Source organism: Aporhodopirellula aestuarii (assembly GCF_023701485.1).
Classification (GTDB): Bacteria; Planctomycetota; Planctomycetia; order Pirellulales; family Pirellulaceae; genus Rhodopirellula; species Rhodopirellula aestuarii.
Genome location: NZ_JAMQBK010000013.1, coordinates 19,580 through 38,033, shown reverse-complemented (window position 1 = coordinate 38,033; position 18,454 = coordinate 19,580). Strand labels below are relative to the sequence as shown.

The 18,454-nt window shown below is 55.8% G+C and carries 13 protein-coding genes and 1 pseudogene; 6 read left to right on the top strand and 8 right to left on the bottom strand.

Going from position 1 to position 18,454, the window contains the following annotated elements:
- Nucleotides 1–15 precede the first annotated feature (15 nt).
- The 4 genes from NB063_RS03920 to NB063_RS03905 form a co-directional block, all read right to left on the bottom strand.
- On the bottom strand, nucleotides 16–1,077 hold the full coding sequence (locus NB063_RS03920) for a COX15/CtaA family protein (RefSeq protein ID WP_250927435.1): 1,062 nt from the start codon (nucleotides 1,075–1,077) through the stop codon (nucleotides 16–18).
- Between the two features lie 2 nt (nucleotides 1,078–1,079).
- Entirely contained in the window at nucleotides 1,080–1,250 is a 171-nt protein-coding gene (locus NB063_RS03915; RefSeq protein ID WP_250927434.1) for a hypothetical protein, read from the bottom strand.
- A 62-nt stretch (nucleotides 1,251–1,312) separates the two neighbouring features.
- Nucleotides 1,313–2,440, bottom strand: coding sequence for a cytochrome c (locus tag NB063_RS03910; RefSeq protein WP_250927433.1), 1,128 nt, complete (start codon nucleotides 2,438–2,440; stop codon nucleotides 1,313–1,315).
- A gap of 761 nt (nucleotides 2,441–3,201) precedes the next feature.
- Nucleotides 3,202–3,495 (bottom strand): hypothetical protein, encoded by a 294-nt coding sequence (locus NB063_RS03905; protein ID WP_250927432.1) that lies wholly within the window; start codon nucleotides 3,493–3,495, stop codon nucleotides 3,202–3,204.
- A gap of 397 nt (nucleotides 3,496–3,892) precedes the next feature.
- On the opposite strand from NB063_RS03905, the gene carB reads away from it, so the two are divergent.
- A complete protein-coding gene (gene carB / locus NB063_RS03900; RefSeq protein ID WP_250927431.1) occupies nucleotides 3,893–7,144 on the top strand; it encodes a carbamoyl-phosphate synthase large subunit in 3,252 nt (1,083 codons plus the stop codon).
- A 456-nt stretch (nucleotides 7,145–7,600) separates the two neighbouring features.
- Nucleotides 7,601–8,470 carry a hypothetical protein gene (locus NB063_RS03895; protein ID WP_250927430.1) on the top strand — a complete coding sequence of 290 codons (870 nt, stop codon included), beginning with the start codon at nucleotides 7,601–7,603 and terminating at the stop codon, nucleotides 8,468–8,470.
- Between the two features lie 778 nt (nucleotides 8,471–9,248).
- Here the strand turns inward: NB063_RS03895 and NB063_RS03885 are convergent.
- Nucleotides 9,249–10,682 (bottom strand): PAS domain S-box protein, encoded by a 1,434-nt coding sequence (locus NB063_RS03885; protein ID WP_322975056.1) that lies wholly within the window; start codon nucleotides 10,680–10,682, stop codon nucleotides 9,249–9,251.
- Nucleotides 10,683–11,089: 407 nt separating this feature from the next.
- On the opposite strand from NB063_RS03885, the gene NB063_RS03880 reads away from it, so the two are divergent.
- Together NB063_RS03880 and NB063_RS03875 are read left to right on the top strand one after the other, a co-directional pair.
- Nucleotides 11,090–11,962, top strand: a complete 873-nt coding sequence (locus NB063_RS03880) for a hypothetical protein (RefSeq protein WP_250927429.1) — start codon at nucleotides 11,090–11,092, stop codon at nucleotides 11,960–11,962.
- 390 nt (nucleotides 11,963–12,352) lie between these two features.
- Entirely contained in the window at nucleotides 12,353–13,048 is a 696-nt protein-coding gene (locus tag NB063_RS03875; RefSeq protein ID WP_250927428.1) for a carbonic anhydrase, read from the top strand.
- 174 nt (nucleotides 13,049–13,222) lie between these two features.
- Here the strand turns inward: NB063_RS03875 and NB063_RS03870 are convergent.
- From NB063_RS03870 to NB063_RS03860, 3 genes and pseudogenes are all read right to left on the bottom strand, one after another.
- Nucleotides 13,223–13,363: pseudogene (locus NB063_RS03870) on the bottom strand (DUF1501 domain-containing protein); the annotation flags it as partial.
- Between the two features lie 400 nt (nucleotides 13,364–13,763).
- On the bottom strand, nucleotides 13,764–13,946 hold the full coding sequence (locus tag NB063_RS03865; protein ID WP_250927427.1) for a hypothetical protein: 183 nt from the start codon (nucleotides 13,944–13,946) through the stop codon (nucleotides 13,764–13,766).
- Between the two features lie 58 nt (nucleotides 13,947–14,004).
- Nucleotides 14,005–15,234, bottom strand: a complete 1,230-nt coding sequence (locus tag NB063_RS03860; RefSeq protein WP_250927426.1) for a DUF1559 domain-containing protein — start codon at nucleotides 15,232–15,234, stop codon at nucleotides 14,005–14,007.
- An 835-nt stretch (nucleotides 15,235–16,069) separates the two neighbouring features.
- Here NB063_RS03860 and NB063_RS03855 point away from each other — a divergent pair.
- Together NB063_RS03855 and NB063_RS03850 are read left to right on the top strand one after the other, a co-directional pair.
- The gene (locus tag NB063_RS03855) at nucleotides 16,070–16,615 is read left to right on the top strand and encodes a sigma-70 family RNA polymerase sigma factor (protein WP_250927425.1); all 546 of its coding nucleotides are present in this window, start codon (nucleotides 16,070–16,072) and stop codon (nucleotides 16,613–16,615) included.
- An 18-nt stretch (nucleotides 16,616–16,633) separates the two neighbouring features.
- Complete coding sequence (locus NB063_RS03850) at nucleotides 16,634–18,397, top strand: LamG domain-containing protein (RefSeq protein WP_250927424.1); 1,764 nt, start codon at nucleotides 16,634–16,636, stop codon at nucleotides 18,395–18,397.
- Nucleotides 18,398–18,454: the final 57 nt, after the last annotated feature.

The following is an 18,454-nucleotide window of genomic DNA, read 5'->3' as shown; positions in this document are numbered from 1 at the left end:
TGACGCCGGCGATCGCTACAACTCACGACTGGATCGCCATTCCGCCAAAACGGCCCGGCGACGTTTGAGACGCACCGCCAGTAGAGTTGAAACAGCCAGAATCAATGATCCGGTGGCAACATGCCCCGTCACAATCCAGGCATCAAGCAGGTTCTTCGATTCCAACCGATACGACGCACTGCCGGGCAACGACTCCAATATCGGTGGATACCCATAATTGACAATCCACGTCCCCACCCCGAGCAGAATCTGCACGCCCACAAAGCATACCAATCCTGCCGCAGGACGCGAGAGCGTCAAATCGCCGCACCCCCGCATTCGCCACCAGGCCACTCCCGCCAGAAACGCGAACAGGATCGCCGTTGCGGCGTGGGTCATCGCCGTGTGAGCAAACATTCCGGGGCTCGCCGTCGGCAGAGCGTGCCGCAACTGGGCCCCCAAAACAATTTGCAAATAAGCGATCGCCACCATCAAAATCGGCAGAAACATCCGCGGCGACTGACTCGGCCCCGCTTCCGATACGCCCACACCGGCGGCCTCCAAAACCGACTTGCGCCGCCAATGATTCCCCGTCACGCACGCGGCTACGACGCACAACGCAAAAAACGCGGGACCGGTACAACCATGAATCATCGCCAACACGCGGGCACTCATCGTCACCCGCATTCCGCCCAACACTCCTTGCCCGATCACCGCCAACAGAACCGCACCGGCGAGCACCGTGACCCAACGCCTGGAATCACCCCGCCACGAGGCGATTAGGAAACCGATCGCGACAAACCCGACCAACGCGCCGAGCAATCGGTGACCGTGCTCGATGAACAGATCGAACGGGCCGAGCAGCCACGTCGACAGCGGATAGAGAAATAGATTGTAACCGTACGTCCCCGGCCAATCGGGCACCGACATCCCCGCATCGTAGGTCGTGACGAGACCGCCCACCCAAATCAGCGGCCATACCAGGACAACCAACGCCACCGCCAATCGTCGCGGCCAGCGTGATTGTGGCACCGCGGCCTGACCCAAATCAGATTCGGGCGTGGAATACGCGGATGCATGATTCGTTGTTGACGCCACTGTTAACGTCCTCCCCGATCGTGAATCCGTTCTCCTGTCATGCCGCCGATGACCGCACCACCAGCACCGAAAATCGCCGCAGGCACCAATCCCCCCATGCCCATCAACCACATCAAGGAAAGGCCAACACACAGCCCCGTGAGAGCACCGACGGATCGAAAGGTATCACGCATTTTGATGTGGGAACAGGAAACATGAGGTGGGGAAAGGGAGAGACAGGCGACGAGCGTCCGTGTCACGGGTTTGCAATCATCTCGCTCAGATAATTCACTAAATCCCAGGCTTGATCGGGTGACAAACCTGTTTTGCCTGCCGAATCTTCGCTGATTTCAACACTCGGCATCGGGGTGCCAGCGATTCCGTTCTGAATTCGGCGATACAATGTCTCGGGATCACCGCCGCCGTGCATGATTCCACCAGCGAGCACACGCGGATCGATCTGCCGGGGTGGCAACGCGCCCGCTTTTCGAAACGGCTTCACCGCATCCTTGTCGTCCGGAGAGATACCGATGCGTGTCGTAAAATCTTTCGTCCAGTCGTCGTAATCAAGCGATGGTAGACCGCCCGCACCACCCTGCCCATGACAGCCGGCGCAGTTTGCGATCTGGCCGTGAAAAATCTCTTTCCCACGTTCAATCGATGCCGCCAATTCGTCACCTTCCAATTCTGGATACGGCGGCACCGGCGTCGGCTCGGCACTCGTCCAGCGTCCCACCACATCGTCGATCACTTCCGCGATTGCCTCTTGGCCCTCGGTCATTTCACTCGGTACTTCCGCCGAATCCGCGGTCGACACCAAACGCAAACGTAGGTCTTCTTCCGGCGGCGTGGTGTCGTAGTCCAGCATGTCGATCGCGAATGCCAACAGCTCACGCTCAACTTCACCACGCACCGAAAGATAGATCACGTAGTCAACGATCGCCTCCCGCTCCGACGGCGGCAGAATCGAGAAACTCGGCATCGGTGTTCCCGGAATGCCTTTCACCAACAATTGCATCAGATCATCGCGAGTCGGCTTCTCGGACCTCGAGGTTGATTTCCATTTGAACACTCCGGCTCGAAAGTCACGCGGGTAGGGGACTTGATATCGAGACGCCGGGCCCGCGCCGCTGCCCGAAATCCCGTGACAAATCACACAGTGTTCTTGATACAGACCGGTGTGGGCGTTTTCCTGGTCGCTCGTCACCCCACCGGCTGCGATCTTCAATCGATCCAGCGAAACCAAACTCCGCTGCTCGTCTGTCGCCATCCACTCGACCGGCCAACGCGGCGATTGAGGTGTCCCGAACAGGGTTTCGATTAGCGGAGACACGTCTTGCAGCGCGGCCTCAGTCGGAACATCGCGGGAAATCTCCAGCGACATTGCACGCACTCGGTTCACATCGAATTCCGGTGCTGACTCGCGACACCCAGCCAACAACACCAGGCAAGACAAGCCAACGGTCCAAACGCAAAACATCTGCACCGCAAACGGCACGCGACAACACGAAATCGTCTGAACAGACCGCTTCCTAAGCAGAAAACGTCGGCGAGAACCAAGCATCAGCGAAAGAGTCATAAGAAGATAGGAGCGAGCGTGGGGACGAAACAGACAATGTATTGTCTCTACGCGTCCATTCCTGAAAACCGCCCCATGCTGAGAAAGTCAGCTCCCGCGACGAATCGTCACAACCCGAACGGTTCGCAAAATGCTGTTCAAACCAAAACACCAGTCCTGAACCTGCATTCTCTGACTTCACCCTCCCGCTTGCGGGAGGGTCGGACGCGGCAGCGGCCGGGGAGGGCTCGCCGCAGAACTCACTCTGCGAGCCTCAGAACCCGATCACTTCGGCAAAACTCGCAACTTAGTAACGCGTACGCGAACCGTTAACCAAACCAACACACCAGTTCTGCACCTGCGTTCTCAACCTTCACCCTCCCGCTTGCGGGAGGGTCGGACGCGAAAGCGGCCGGGGAGGGCTTTCCGCAGAACTTACTCTGCAGGCCTCAGAACCCGATCACATCGGCAAAACGCGCCACTTCAAAACGCGTCCGCGAACTCCTGACGGACTAACGAATGTCTAGACACACCTGTGAGCACCCCCACCACTCGGCGGAGGCGGATCGCGGAAAGCGAACAATCAACTATCGCCAATGTTGCCCGGTTAGGGTGGCTCCGCAGTCGGAGGCCAGCGCATCGAGACTGTCGCCGTCCAGTTCAATTCTTTCGACCCGATATCCTGCCGTCTCAACTTGATCTCGCGCATCCAACAGTGCCGTATCCAACGAATCTGATTCCCGCTGGAATTTCACCGAAACCACTCCCTTGCAAGAGCGAACCGATGTATCGCTGCAACCGGCCTCGTAGAGTGCGTGGGCCAAGCCTTCACTGGCTTGTGAGAGCCCCGACAGGATCACTCGGAATCCGAATATTCTCATGATGTTTTCCTATAGCCCCGTCTTGTGGCATTGAAGCAAGTACAAGAAATACTCCGCCTGAGTATGGGCAGCCTTGTATTTGCGGTGGTTTGGAAGAAACAGATGGAAATTTGATGCAATTCTTTGCCAATTCAAATCACCAACTTCTCACAAACCTCTCATTTCCTAACCTCAATTTACCCACCCCACGGGACTGAGTCGAGGAACTTCTGGCCAAGAATCCAATGTTCTAAAGGCCCCCCCGGCGTCATCTTCCCCAAAAAGCTCTTAGTGGCAGACATCCCGCAATTGCTAGCAACCTTTCGTCCGGTCTCCGTCCTCTGCGCCCAACAGAAAACTTGGTATCCTTCCCAAAATTTGACGCCTCTCGCCTCCCCGCTAACTGGAATCCAAGATCGTGCCTCGCCGCGAAGACATCAAAAAAATTCTGCTCATTGGCAGTGGCCCCATCGTTATCGGCCAAGCTTGTGAATTCGACTATTCAGGCACGCAAGCCTGCAAAGCTCTCCGCGAGGAAGGCTATGAGGTCGTGCTGGTCAACAGCAATCCCGCGACCATCATGACCGACCCGGCCACGGCCGACGCGACTTACATTGAGCCGTTGACGTGGCAGGTGGTCGAGAAGGTCATCGCCAAAGAACGCCCTGACGCTTTGCTGCCCACTCTCGGTGGACAAACGGCGCTCAACGTCGCGATGGACCTCGACGCCAACGGTGTGCTTGAGAAATACGGCGTTGAAATGATCGCAGCAAACGCCAAAGTCATCGCCAAGGCCGAAGAACGCGACCAATTCAAAGAGGCGATGGAAAAAATCGGTCTCGACGTCTGCAAAGGCTTCACGATCGGCACGCTCGCCGAAGCACGCGAGGCACTCGCCGAAGTCGGCCTGCCCGCCGTCGTCCGCCCCAGCTTCACGATGGGCGGATCCGGATCGGCGATCGCCTACAACAAAGACGATTTCGACGCGCTCGTGCAGAACGGACTCGACCAGTCACCGGTCACCGAAGTCCTGATCGAGGAATCCATCATCGGATGGAAAGAATACGAAATGGAAGTCATGCGGGACCGCGACGATAACGTCGTGATCATCTGCAGCATCGAAAACTTCGACGCGATGGGCGTGCACACCGGCGACTCGATTACCGTCGCGCCGGCGCAAACGCTCACCGACAAAGAATATCAGCGGATGCGTGACGCCTCGATGGCCGTTATCCGCGAAATCGGTGTCGAGACCGGAGGCAGTAACATCCAGTTCGCGATCGAGCCCGATACGGGACGCATGATCGTGATCGAAATGAACCCACGGGTCAGCCGCAGTAGTGCGTTGGCGAGTAAAGCGACCGGTTTCCCGATCGCCAAAATCGCCGCCAAACTCGCCGTCGGTTATCGCCTCTGGGAGTTGCCCAACGACATCACCCAAAAAACGAAGGCCTGCTTCGAACCGACGATCGATTACGTCGTCACCAAGATGCCGCGTTTCGCGTTCGAGAAATTCCCCGAAGCCGACGCGACACTGACGACGCAAATGAAGAGCGTTGGCGAAACGATGGCGATCGGACGCACGTTCCAAGAGTCGTTCCAAAAAGCACTCCGTGGCCTCGAAGTCGGTGCGTTCGGTTTCGGCAGTGACCCGAAAGATAAATGGGGCACCGACGAACAACCGGACCGCGACGAAATCCGCGCCAAACTCAGCACCCCGGGCAGCGAACGCGTCTTCTACATCCGGTACGCGATGAAGTCCGGCATGACCGTTGCCGAAATCCATGCGTTGACGCATATCGACGAATGGTTCCTCGAACACCTCATGCATCTGATCGAAATCGAGAACGAGGTCACTGCGATCGGTTCGCTCGACAAAATCGATGCCGAAAGGATGCTCGACATCAAACGTCGTGGTTTCTCCGACCGACACATCGCTGCGATGACCGGATCGACCGAACTCAAGGTTCGCGCTCACCGTCTCGCCCAAGACATCCGTCCCGTCTTCAAGAGTGTCGACACCTGTGCGGCGGAATTTGAGGCGTTGACGCCGTACTTCTACAGCACCTACGAATCGGAATCCGAAGTCCCCCCCAAAGGCGACCGCAAACGCGTCATGATCCTCGGCGGCGGCCCCAACCGCATCGGCCAAGGAATCGAGTTCGATTACTGTTGCTGCCACGCTTCGTTCGCCTTGCAGGAACTCGGCATCGAATCGGTCATGGTCAACAGTAACCCCGAAACCGTTTCGACCGACTACGACACCTCGGACATGCTGTTCTTCGAACCATTGACGATCGAGGACGTGCTAAACATCTGCGACGAGATCAAGCCCGATGGCGTGATCGTTCAGTTCGGCGGACAAACACCCCTCAACCTCGCGCGTGGACTCGAACAAGCCGGCGTGCCAATCATCGGCACGAGCGTCGACACGATCGACACCGCCGAAGACCGCGAGCTGTTCCAAAGCCTGATCAACGAACTCGGACTGCGACAACCGCCGTCGGGTATCGCACGGAACATGGAAGAAGCCCGCGTCGAAGGAAAACGGATCGGCTATCCCGCCTTGGTCCGGCCCAGCTTCGTGCTCGGCGGACGAGCGATGGAAATTTGCTACGATCGCGCCCAGTTCGAGCGTTACGTCGCCGAAGCGTTTATCGTTGCTGACGGACAACCCGTCCTGATCGATCGCTTCCTCGAAGACGCCACCGAAGTCGACGTCGACGCGATCTCCGATGGCAATGACTGCGTCATCATGGGCATCATGGAACACATCGAAGAAGCCGGTGTTCACTCCGGTGACTCGGCGTGTTGCATCCCATCGTTTAGCTTGACCCAACCGGTGCTCGCTGAAATCCGCGACGCCACAAGGAAACTCGCCGCCCGGCTCAACGTCGTCGGGCTGATGAACATCCAATTTGCGGTCAAGCTTGAATCCGAAGGGCCACAGGTTTACATCCTCGAGGTCAACCCGCGGGCCAGCCGCACGGTTCCGTTTGTCGCCAAAGCGACCGGCGTCCCGGTTGCCGGGATCGCGACCAAAGTCATGGCGGGCAAAACGCTGGCCGAATTGGGCGCCCTTCAAGAACCGATCCCGCGACACGTTTCCATCAAAGAAAGCGTGTTCCCTTTCCGCAAGTTTGCGGGCGTCGACATTGTGCTCGGCCCCGAGATGCGAAGCACCGGCGAAGTCATGGGGATCAGCGAGATGTTCTCGATGGCGTTCGCCAAGAGCCAACTCGCCGCCGGCACGGTGCTGCCCGATTCCGGCAAGATCTTCCTCTCGCTGTCGGCGCGACACAAAGACGATGTCGTCGACCTCGGCCGGTCGCTGATGGACCTGGGCTTCGAACTACTCGCCACCGAAGGCACCGCCCAACGGCTCACCGACGCGGGCATCGCCGTTACGCCGATCAAAAAGATTGCCGAAGGGCATCCCAACCTGATTGACTATCTCAAGAACGACGACGTGCAATTGATTCTCAACACGCCGAGTGGCAAGGGAGCCCGCACGGACGAAGGCAAAATCCGGGCTGCCGGCGTGCAACACGGCGTGCCATGCATCACCACCCTCGCAGCCGCGGAAGCAGCCGTGCGGGCGATGAAGGCGGTCCGCGAGAACGAAATGGAAGTGGAATCGCTCCAACACCGATACGCTGCCAACGGCTAATCGCCGATTCACTTGAGCAACAACCATCAGGCCGCCGGTGCAAACCGGCGGCTTTTTTTGTTTGCCAACTCAATTAGCGTGAGGCAGCACGCCGGGCAACAACTCATCAAACTCAAAGCGATGCGTTGTTGCTTCCGATCCATTGCCCCCGGCAAGTACGCAGTGATTAATGAGCATTGAGTCCATCGCTAGCAAGGACGCACGCTCGCAATAGGTAATCACGTTCGCCAGAACGTGATCCACCCGGGGCCACGCTGGCTACAACGGAAACGAAAACGCTCACGCAGCTCCGGGGTATCGGCTATCACGATCACCCGACAATCGGCTGCCAACCCGCCACTTTGGAAAAAACTCGAAAATCGTGTCAGTTTTTACAAAACCCGGCGCTCAGTTGTGGGATTATATAGCCATTAAACACCTGTCCACGTTCGGTTTTCAAAAAAAGGAAGTCACTCAATGCCCAATTTCTTGGTCGGAAGCGCTCGGTTCGGAATCCTTGTGACCGCTGTGCTGGCTGCTAGCCTCCCACTCGCAGCCGAAGATAGTCCCAACACCATCAAACCTCAGCGGCCGAAGTTCTACGACGCGCGGCCCCAGGAAGCCACGGGTTGGGTCACCATCGACAAAACCACATTTTGGCCGTTGTGCTACGAAGCACTCGAGCAAACCGAAACCGTCCGCGCGTTAATCGGATCCGAAGACAAGGAGCAGTTGGCCGATGAACTCGACAAGTGCGCTGCTTGGTTGAACCTAGCCGCATCCGCCGCGATGACGCGTGGCGAAGCGGGAGTGGTGCCCATCGCATCTGAATGCGTTTACGTCGCAGATCGAATTCGTAGCGGCAAAGTGAATGTCGAACCGGCGGAGATCCAGCAGCTCATGACACTGTGCCTTCTCGGCATCGCTAAATCGCATTTGATTCGCGCCGAAGATGTTGAACAATCTTCCCCAGTTCGTGACGCCACCCCGAAGAGCAAAAATACGAACACTGCTGCCGTCAGAGAAGCAGAAAAAGAAATTGCGGAAGCTCGTTATCAAGCCAATGAAGCTAAGTACATCTATGTCACCGAGCAACTCCGTCGCCACATCTTCGTCAGCCAAACGTATCTCCAGGCAGCCGTGGACGATGGAGGCCTCCAAGTTGAGCCAAAACTTTTGAGCGATGAGTTCACCGCAAAGCCCTTAACAAAAGACACGTCATTAGACGAAGCAGTCGAACTGGTCGATAGTCTTCGTACACTCCACGAGCGACTCTTCGATACCGTTGAAACACAGCGTCGCAACTTGGCGAAGACGCTCGGAATCAGCGATGATGATATTCAGTAACGGTTAGCGAGATCGAAGGGCTTCGATCGCAGCACGACCAACCAAACAATCACGGGTTCAGCAATCAGCTCCCGTGATTTTTTTACGCCTTGTCGCTCGGCGATCATGCGGCACGTCGCTGCGTGACGAACGAAGAATTTCGCAACACGTTTCATTGAATCGCGTGTTCAACAATGCCGCTTGTAACGAAAGCTCCGACTTCTCCGATGACGAACCGGTCCGCATACGGACTCGGACAAAATCATTCGCTTTCGCTGCAGCATCGTTGAAAGAGCCGAAGACTCTTGTTTGGCAGCTACGTTCCCCAGAACGTGGTCCACCGTATAGCGACGGTGGCGACAGCAAAAACGTGAATGCTCTCAGAAAAACCGAAGTAGGCTCAGCCGGTTTGTGATGATCTACTCTTTGCCCCAAGCGAAGATCACCTAGAGCCGGCTGAGCCATACTTCAAGGTCACATTGGAACTATCGGACGGAAATCAAAACACGTCCGACGTTAATGCGCAATTGCGGGGTATCCCGCATACTGTACGACAGAATCAAATTTGAGCAGTCTCACAACCCCTACATCCCTCCCAATAACGTGCTTTAAGAATGGATTCACCCTCCCCCCGGCAGGGTCGAGCGAGGGGAAGGGGGAGTGGCAATTCTCTTCCTCGAAAAAGGATTTCAGCCCGCCTCATTCGGAAGCACCTGCTCACTGTAAACGTTCGTTCACACCCGTTCCCGTCCATGCCCCCCGTGCGAAGAGCCATGGCGGGGCAAGCACGAACCACCCTTCAGTGTTCGATCGATTCGGCATCCATCGCGATCCGAACCAATTCTGCGACGCTCTTGACCCCCAACTTCTTCATAACATTGGACCGGTGACGCTCGACCGTTTTTTCGCTGATCTCTAATCGCTTCGCGATGACTTTGTTCATTTGCCCCGAAACAACATGCTTGAAGACATCCCGCTCCCGTGTCGACAGCATTTCGAGTTTGGTTCGGGCGATGGCCGCTTTTCGAGCCAATTGCTCAGCAAGTTTGCGATTGGTGATATTCAGAACAACGTTCCTCGTCCCGCTAAATTCACCATGCTCGTCGTAACACGGCTGCGACGAGACGAGCAACCAAACCTCGCGACCCGCGCTATGTTTGATCCGGTACTCAACCGTGTCCCCCACGCCTTCGGACCGCAACTTGAAGTTTTCCCGTAGATCATCCTCGAGCCCTTCCCCCACCAACTCAAAGATGCTTTTTCCGATCAGTTCGTCGGGTGTGTAGCCGAACATCTCAGCGGCCACATCATTGATCTTCGCGATGCAGCCGTTAGCGTCGACCATGCAGATACCTTCGCTCGCAGACTCGACAATCTCTCGATACAACTTTTCGCTCCTGATCAACTCAGCCTTCATCTTGTGTTGCTCAGTAACATCTCGCGTAGTTCCAAACCAAATCGTCTCGCCGCCTCGCTCGATCGCCGTCACTCTCGAATGTAGCCATCGCAGTTCTCCAATCTCCGGATTGCGACGAAACTCGACGTCGATTGACTTATTGATTTGCAGGTCATTCCCATGAGCCGTCAAGACTTGCTCCCGGTCATCGGGATGAATCAAATCGATGAACTGGTCGATCGACGGTGGCGGTCCGTTCGGATCGAGATCATAGAGGCGATAGAGTTGCTTGGACCACCAACCGATCTCTTCGCCGCGAACCAATTCCCAGCAGCCGGCCTGTGATTGCTCCTCCGACAACTCCATCCGCTGGGCCAGTTGATCGCGTTCCCGTTCCGCCTTGATGCTTCCCGTAATATCGATTGCTGTCGTGACAATACACTCTTCCGGGATGTTTTCGTTGTCCTGATCCCACAAGGCAAACGTCGCTTTGATCCATCGCTGTGGTTTCCCTTCAACCTGCACGAACAAGGTGCGTGACACCTCGCAGTGCCCCCCCTTTACCAACGAGCTGAGGTCTTGGACGAGTCCAGATTGGTCGTCGTCGGACAACAACCTGATCAGCGGGGTGCCAACAAGCTCGTTCTCACTGCTACCCACAAGATCAGCAAAAGCCGAGTTCAGCTCGCGGATCTCGAAAGTGCTTAGATCCAAACAGCAGCAACCGATCCCCAAACAACCAATCTTTTCGACGAAGGCGAGCGGTGCCTGTCGTTTCGGGAACTCCGATGGGACTTGTGGCGTGCCGGAGTCGTTTCTTGGTGATTCATTTTTCACAGCAATACCCCGCAAGAATCCTGACAGAAACGATTCGGCGTTGCTATCCTCGCGGTGCCCTCCGTCGTTCCCGATTCACGGACGAGTTGGCACCTCTGCCGCATGATTAGGCGGCAACCTCACAACCTCGAGCATTCCTTGCTGACGCCCCGTACGGTCTGCATCCTACCCTAATACGCCAACAAGAGCGTCACAAGGCTTCATTATGCACGGGAGCACATTGCGCACCACTTAACCTACGCCCACTATTAAACACTTGACCACCGGCTCGTTTTGCCAGTGCGCATCGATTGCTGATTGAAACCGCGATGGACCAACTGCTTGGTCTTCAACATTATTTCCCGATACTTCCAACGAAACGGCGACAGGCGCCTCGCTCACTCACCACGACGTGTTATGAAACGACAATGCACGATCGTTTTGCTGACGTAGGCGACGTCGGTCGGTTTCGAATCCCAGCCAAACTCTCCGCCCAAGCCCAAGCCCAAGCCCAAGCCCAAGCCCAAGCCCAAGCCAAAGTCAAAGTCAAAGTCAAAGTCAAAGCCTCCGCCCAATCGCTCAAAACGCTTCGCGCCAAACCACGCTGCCGAGCTTGTCCGGACACTCGTATTCAATCCCAGATTCGGCAACGCAATAGGCTGATCACGAACCACACTGTTGGTGTCCCAATATCTCGCACGATCAACCTGATCCGTAGCCAACCATCGTTACACCCCCATTCGTTTCGCGCCACCATCCCGATCGTCGCCATGCACCGCCTGCTCCTTTTCGTCGTCACGATTTTTACCTGCATCCTGCCGTCGTTGCCGGCTTCGGCCGAACCGCGATCGTTGATGCAACTGCTGAGTCCATTTCGATACCCCGGCGCCGAAATGCACGGGGCGCAGATTTCTGATGGCGCGACCGTTGACGGCTCCGGCACACGAACGGTTCCGTCGGTTGTGGGCAGCTCCTCGTTCACGACCGATGCATCGGTAGAAGATGTGCTGGCTTTCTATCGTGGGAAACTCACCCCAAACATCCCCTCTGAGGTGGCTGACAACCCCAACATCCAATCTGCTTCGGGTACGAAAGGGGGCGGTGAACAGGCAGCGCGATCTCGCTCCACCGGGCGATCTGTTGTCGTCAGTGATGACTCCGCAGGTAGACCGTTTGCGATGCACACGATCTTGATCAATGATGCCAACTCCTCAACGACGCTAATCATCACACGGGGCGATAAAGAAACGCTAACACACATCGCGTGGAAACATTACGAGCGTTATTCCATCGCCCCGTAAACACCGCAAATGAATAGGCCGAAAACGGACGCCGGACGAGACGCTCAACAGGAATGATTTCCCCCCTTCAAGCCGACTCCGGCGTCATCCAAGGTGTCGAGCTGAGGTGTGTCCGAAGGCAAATTTATTGTGGCAAATCGACGCGTCATGAATTGATGGGTGATCCGCTCACACGTTAACGACGCGAACTCAAAACACAATTATCTGCAACATTTTGCAGGCTTTTACGTTCATTTGCAGAACAGCCCCGGGCTGCGTTGACTGCCCATTCAACGTCCACATGACGGAGATGCAATCAAATCGTCGCTCGCCGATTTTCATTTATCGACGTATAGTCCGAGCTAAATGACAGCCGAGCCATATCGGTACCAACTCGTTTATTCGAATACCATGAATGCCATCACTCCGGTCAAAACTCTCGCGTTATGCGGAACCCTCATCGTCTTAGGCTATTCCGCGTTTCCAGTTGCCGGTGAACGATCGCCGGGTATCACCGATGCTGAGACCGCGATCAAGCGGCTCAGCGAAGGTAACAGCCGGTTTATTGCCGGGGAATCAAACCATCCTCACGAAAACTACTCGTGGCGATCGCAATTGGAAAACGAACAACATCCATGGGCAGTCTTGCTCAGTTGCAGCGACTCACGTGTGCCGCCGGAACTGATCTTTGATCAAGGGTTCGGCGACTTGTTTATCGTTCGCGTGGCGGGGAACATCGTCGACACCGACGTGGTCGCGAGTATCGAATACGCCGTCGATTACCTCGACACGAAACTCGTCGTGGTGATGGGACACACGCACTGCGGTGCGGTATCCGCAGCGGTCGATAGTGAGCGTCATGAAGCCCATGAACCGGCCGAGATCACTTCGCTGGTCCGTCGCATCCAACCCGCCGTTTCGTTCGTGGACGGTGAAGATCGTGGCGAAACCATCCACCGAGCCGTTCACAAGAACGTGGAACTCAGCGTATCGCGGCTCAAAGAGGTCGCAGACCTCGAACGAGCCATCGAACAGAACGGAGTCAAAATCGTCGGTGCGATCTACGACATGCATACCGGCGTAGTGACGTTCGACGACGGTCGCTAAAAGACACGCACCTGTCGCCCGATCGCGTCTGCACAATTGCGAAAACGCCAACTGGGAAACCAGCGAATCCGGTCGTGGGTTCCCCGATTGATTTCCTGAGAGCGACAAAACCGCATCACAACGCGATTGAAGTAATACCGGCCTCACGCGGAGACAAGAAATTGCCGCACCGCGTTAAGCGATCACGTCATGGATCACGCGTGCGGGTTTAACGCCTGTCAGTTTTTGATTGAGCCCTCGGAAGGAATAGCTCATCCGATCCGAATCGATCCCAAGTAGATGCAGCATCGTCGCGTGAAAGCCTCGGACTTGCACCAGATCACGGGAAATCAATCGCAATGGTAAATCCGAGCGGAAAGAACAGCCACGCAAACACTGGCCTTCACAACGCAAGTACCTCGGGGACAGCTTGCTCCAAACACCGGCAACCAATCCATGCCTTGGCGACGTGCGACGCCGAACGTGACGACGAGTCCAACAGCGATGCCACCGATACACGCTCGCGCAAGAACGGAAACCATCACACCTGATAGATGATTCGCCCTCGAGAGCGGCAATGCGACGACCTGAGAGGCATCGCCGCTCTCTAAGAACTTAAAGACTCTACGTAGCTACCAATCATTCCGCGAACGAATCCCGCCCTAATCCACTCTGCAGTCACGATCACACTTGGCTGGAATTCGGTGCGAGTGAACACTGACGATCGGAGGAGACACTAGTCTTCAAACTTGGCGGCACCGCCAACAGGTTCGCCATCGGCAGCGATCCCCATTGCCGCATCCATTTGCTGCAATTGGCTTGGAGAGTATTCAATTTTCTGAGGCTCATCAGAACCGCAACCAGCGAAACAAATCGATAACGTGACCAGAGCACACGAGACCAGTAAACGCAGATCCATACTTCTAGCTTTCTATTTCGAGAGATTGTCAAACGTCCATCCAAGCAGTTGGCGGCGACTATAGATCGCCGATACCGTCAGTCTCTTTCGAAGCTCTCGTACCGAGAGCCCCCCACAGCCCGTAGGGGCTCTTGAGACCGGCGTCCTTGCAGCCGGAACGACCTGGATCCACAGGCCCAGTCGTCTGGTCTCCAGCCTCGATCGAATCAGTCACGAATTTAACGGCGCCATCAGCCATTAGCACATGACAACCGCCTTGGTGACGACTACTGGCGGGAAATGAACCGACATGCTCGATCGCATTGGTAGTTGACGAGTAGCGACCGCACAATGGTTTATTGGGAGGACGAGTTGTCGTCATCCCCGTGAAACACGCCCCGGCTGCCGTCCAACGGTAACCACGCATGATGTTCGGGGCTCCCGACTGCGCCTTGTAGTTCGAACTGGTGGTATCGTAAAAGGTGGGCCGAGCTGGATCCAAGGCAGCGTCACACGCCGACGGATTGGAGAGGATTAAGTTGTTGTCTGCATTGTTCGTCCCGAATGTGGTCGCGGCAAAGTTGTCGCCAAGGTCGGTCGCAATCTCACCCATGATGATCGTGTTGCTCAATCCGTCCAAAATGTCACCAAATTGCATGCTCGCATGCGCAACAAATGCGCCACGACAATTCGCAACATTCGACTTGCCAGACACAACACTGTTGTTGTTTCGATGGTAGATACCTCGGTGAATATTCCAAACGGTATCCCCAAGACACATGGCATAGTTCGTTCTGGCTAGCGCCGGGAACCCCCGTCCCGGATCACTCGGGCAACGAAATGTCGGCACTTCGGTGACAGCAGGATTGTAGCGTGTCACGTCCGAACCGCCGTACGTGTGATTTGGACCAAACGGGTAGTAGTCAATCGCTCCATCGTCGCTCGTTTGCCGATTCGACATTGACTCCCACAAGCTCGTTAATTCGCAGAATGGCAACATCCCAATCAACGCGCTACCTTGGCTTTTGGTTGACCGCCGCGTTTCAGCACCCTCGTTGCCTGTGTTGTTACAGTTCTTGGCGACATCTCCATAAGGCCCAACACCGTGTATTGGCATCTGCTTGAATGCCGAGTGGTAGTTGTGCACCGCGAGCCCAAGCTGCTTGAAGTTGTTACTGCAACTCATTCGCCGTGCAGCTTCACGGGCCGCCTGAACGGCAGGCAACAGTAGCCCGACGAGTACACCAATAATCGCGATGACGACGAGCAGCTCCACCAAGGTGAAACCACGAGACGATGACCTTCGCATTGAGAGTCTCCAGATTTGTAAAGTAGTTCGAAAGATCGGACGGCAAAACGCCTAAAAGAGTCGGAACAGGCAAGTGAAAGCCCCAACGCTTCAGCATGGGGCGTCTATCTGCCGCAATTGATTACTGCGCCATTGCCGGGCTTTGCCCCTCCCTTTTTCCCACTTTTCGATCTTATTTTTGCGATCGCGGTGTGATCGTGCTGGAGACGCGATCATTCGGTGAAGGGATACAGCGGTTTCGGGTTGGTGCTTTGTCAGCATTCAAACTCGGTGAGAAACCGGACGGATTGCGTCTTCCCGCTGAGTCTTTTCGCGGTGAGGCGCGAACCCTCCGGTGCCGGCAAACCCAAGGTCAGGTTAAACGAGGTACTAGCTTTCCAGCGTCACGTTGTGTGAATCGCGTCGCGTCAGGAAACGCGTTATCGTCTAACGAACTCGCAATCCAGTGCCAAACGAGCCACGTCTCAAATCCAGACTTGTTACGGTCTTGTTGCTCAAAAGCGGCGTTGTACTCTGAGGCTTAACCTTGTGGCCCCTAGCCCGGATATTGCGTAGGCCGGACCGAGGTCTCGAAAAACCCTGCCGTATCCGCATAAACCTGATTTGCTCGAAATACATTCTGCTATTTTCAAAATCAATCGATTTGCGACCGTAGTTCCGGCTTGGCAATGGTTTATGTGATTCGGCCTACCAATCGCGTGCAATATCCGGGCTAGACGCAAGACCGCCAGTCGCAGACGTGCTCCGAAACAAAGCTGAATAAAATTTCAAATTTCTGGGCCGAATCTCAGATGTCCGGCAGTAACTCTATAGTGCGATTTTTTTAGGATCGGCAATGAATGAACAAGCAGACCGATCCGGCAGTGATGCCGAAGTCGCAAGTTTTGTCCAACTTTACACCACCAACGAGCGTCGCATCCGCGCGTTCTTGTTCACCTTGCTCGGTGATCGAGATTCGGTCGACGAAGTCATGCAGAACGTGAGTACCGTTCTCTGGAAAAAATATCACGAACTCGACGATCAGTCCGGATTTTTGAAATGGGCGTATGTGATCGCCCGCTTTGAGGTGCTGGCCTATCGCCGTCGTCAGGCTCGGGATCGAATTGTGCTCGACGAAGACTTGATCGCCACACTCGCAGAGGAATACACCGCGGACGAACAGGCCCTCGACATTGAAGAGCGGATTCGATACCTGAGTGACTGTTTGACGCGACTCGAAGGCAATGACCGGCAACTGCTGCTCGCCGCTTATGCGAGCGGGACACCGATCAACCGGGTTGCCGAAAAACACAGCGTGCCCGTCAATCGGCTCTACAAACTTTTGGGCCGATTGCGTCGCAAGCTTAAAGAATGCGTCGAAACGAAATTGATGCCCAGTTGAAACAGTTCTGCCAAAACAATGCCCATGCCACCTGACGCCGCTTCCCTCACTGAATTTAACGACCTCGTCGATCGCTACTGCGCCGGTCTGCTGGATCGTGAGTCGTTTGACAAACTGGAATCGATACTTCGATCCAGTGGCGAACGCCGACGCCAGTTCCGAGAAACGATGTCGACCCATGCCGCGCTGAATGAGATCGCGGACATGTACGAGATCGACCAGACGGCGTGCGACCTCAGCGGCGTCTCGCTGTCCAATGTTATGCAGCAGGATTCGCCGACCGCCGGCGTCTTTCCTGCCGATCAAAGGACGCCCTCGTCCAGTCATAGGTCAACTTGGTTGGCCGTGGCCGTGGCCTGCGCCGCTTCCTTGGTGATCTCATTCTTGTTCGTCCATTACCACTCCGATGAGGCGAACAAGACTGCCGCAGGGCCTGACACAAGCGTGCCCGCGCAGGTTGCCGAAAACAGCACCCAAGCCGTCCGGCACATGGATTCACTGCTGCCACCGACGAGACTAGTCAGCAACCGGTCGATCGCGCTGATCAAGAGTGCGGTCGATGTGAACTGGGGCCCATCGTCGACACCTCTACGGGTGGGCGAAGTTGTCCCAAGCCACTCGGTTCACTTTGAGTCCGGGATCCTTGAGATCGTGTTTCTTTCCGGTGCAATGATGGTCGTCGAAGGGCCTGCCAAACTCGACCTTGTCTCCGTCGACAAGGCGATTCTTCATCGCGGCAAAGTTCGTTGTTACGTTCCACCGGCAGCAGTCGGTTTCACAGTTGAAACGCTCGACACAAAATATCTGGATCTGGGAACCGAGTTCGGCGTCGAAATCAAACCCGACGGCAAACAGGAGTTGCACGTCTTCGATGGCGAGGTCCGCGTCGATTCGTTGGTTGGAAACCAGTCCCCGCAAACCGTCCTGTCGGGTGAAGGCCTGCAACAGAAGAGCGACCAAAAATGGGAAAAAATTACTTCGGATCCTAACCAGTTCACCAACACCGTTGACTTGAGCCGTCGCAAGACGACCCAGGGCCAAAAAAGCTACCAAGCTTGGCGTGAGTATCGTGAGAAAATCAAAGCCGATCCGAGCCTCGTCGTCTATTACGACTTCGACTCACAAACCGACAACCCGCAAGTCTTAAAAGACCTCAGCAAGAACGCGATCGATGGATCCATCATCGGATGCGAACTGAGCCCAGGTCGCTGGGAGGCAAAAACATCACTCGAGTTCAAAAAACCGAGCGATCGCGTTCGCCTCAACATTCCTGGTGAATTTGGAGACGTCACCATGACCGCATGGTTGCGACTGGACGGGTTTGATCGCCTCTTCAATTCGATCTTCCTCACCGACCGATACGAAGACGGGCATTTGCACTGGCAAGTGAAATCATCCGGCGAAATCGATGCCGGCATCAAACCGGCAGATTCCTTGCGACGGATTTACGTTACCTCCCCCATGCTTGGATACGAGGACCTCGGACGCTGGATCCATTTGGCGGTGGTCGTCGACATCACTGCACAAACGTTGACCCACTACCTCGACGGTGGCCGCGTGGCGACCTTCGACCTCCGCATCGGCAGCGAACCGAAACCTCCGGGCGCTCCCATTCCCACAATCCGGTTTGGAAAAACCGAACTCGGAAACTGGCGTCCCGAACGCGCCTACGACAATTCGCCGGTCCGTAACCTCAACGGCCGCATCGACGAGTTCGCGATGTTCAGCCGCACGTTTTCGGACTTCGAGATACGAGAACTGTTCAACCAAAGCCGCAACTGAACGCGTTCGCTCTCATCTGCGTCGCGTACGCTTGATTCCGTGCCGCTCGATCACCAA

What these genes read in the sequence shown, in the direction of transcription:
- NB063_RS03910 (WP_250927433.1), bottom strand. Translation starts at nt 2,440, where the DNA reads ATGTCGCTGGAGATTTCCCGCGATGTTCCGACTGAGGCCGCGCTGCAA.
- NB063_RS03880 (WP_250927429.1), top strand. Translation starts at nt 11,090, where the DNA reads ATGCACGATCGTTTTGCTGACGTAGGCGACGTCGGTCGGTTTCGAATC.
- NB063_RS03860 (WP_250927426.1), bottom strand. Translation starts at nt 15,234, where the DNA reads ATGCGAAGGTCATCGTCTCGTGGTTTCACCTTGGTGGAGCTGCTCGTC.
- NB063_RS03895 (WP_250927430.1), top strand. Translation starts at nt 7,601, where the DNA reads ATGCCCAATTTCTTGGTCGGAAGCGCTCGGTTCGGAATCCTTGTGACC.
- NB063_RS03850 (WP_250927424.1), top strand. Translation starts at nt 16,634, where the DNA reads ATGCCCATGCCACCTGACGCCGCTTCCCTCACTGAATTTAACGACCTC.
- NB063_RS03875 (WP_250927428.1), top strand. Translation starts at nt 12,353, where the DNA reads ATGAATGCCATCACTCCGGTCAAAACTCTCGCGTTATGCGGAACCCTC.
- NB063_RS03855 (WP_250927425.1), top strand. Translation starts at nt 16,070, where the DNA reads ATGAATGAACAAGCAGACCGATCCGGCAGTGATGCCGAAGTCGCAAGT.
- NB063_RS03905 (WP_250927432.1), bottom strand. Translation starts at nt 3,495, where the DNA reads ATGAGAATATTCGGATTCCGAGTGATCCTGTCGGGGCTCTCACAAGCC.
- NB063_RS03915 (WP_250927434.1), bottom strand. Translation starts at nt 1,250, where the DNA reads ATGCGTGATACCTTTCGATCCGTCGGTGCTCTCACGGGGCTGTGTGTT.
- NB063_RS03865 (WP_250927427.1), bottom strand. Translation starts at nt 13,946, where the DNA reads ATGGATCTGCGTTTACTGGTCTCGTGTGCTCTGGTCACGTTATCGATT.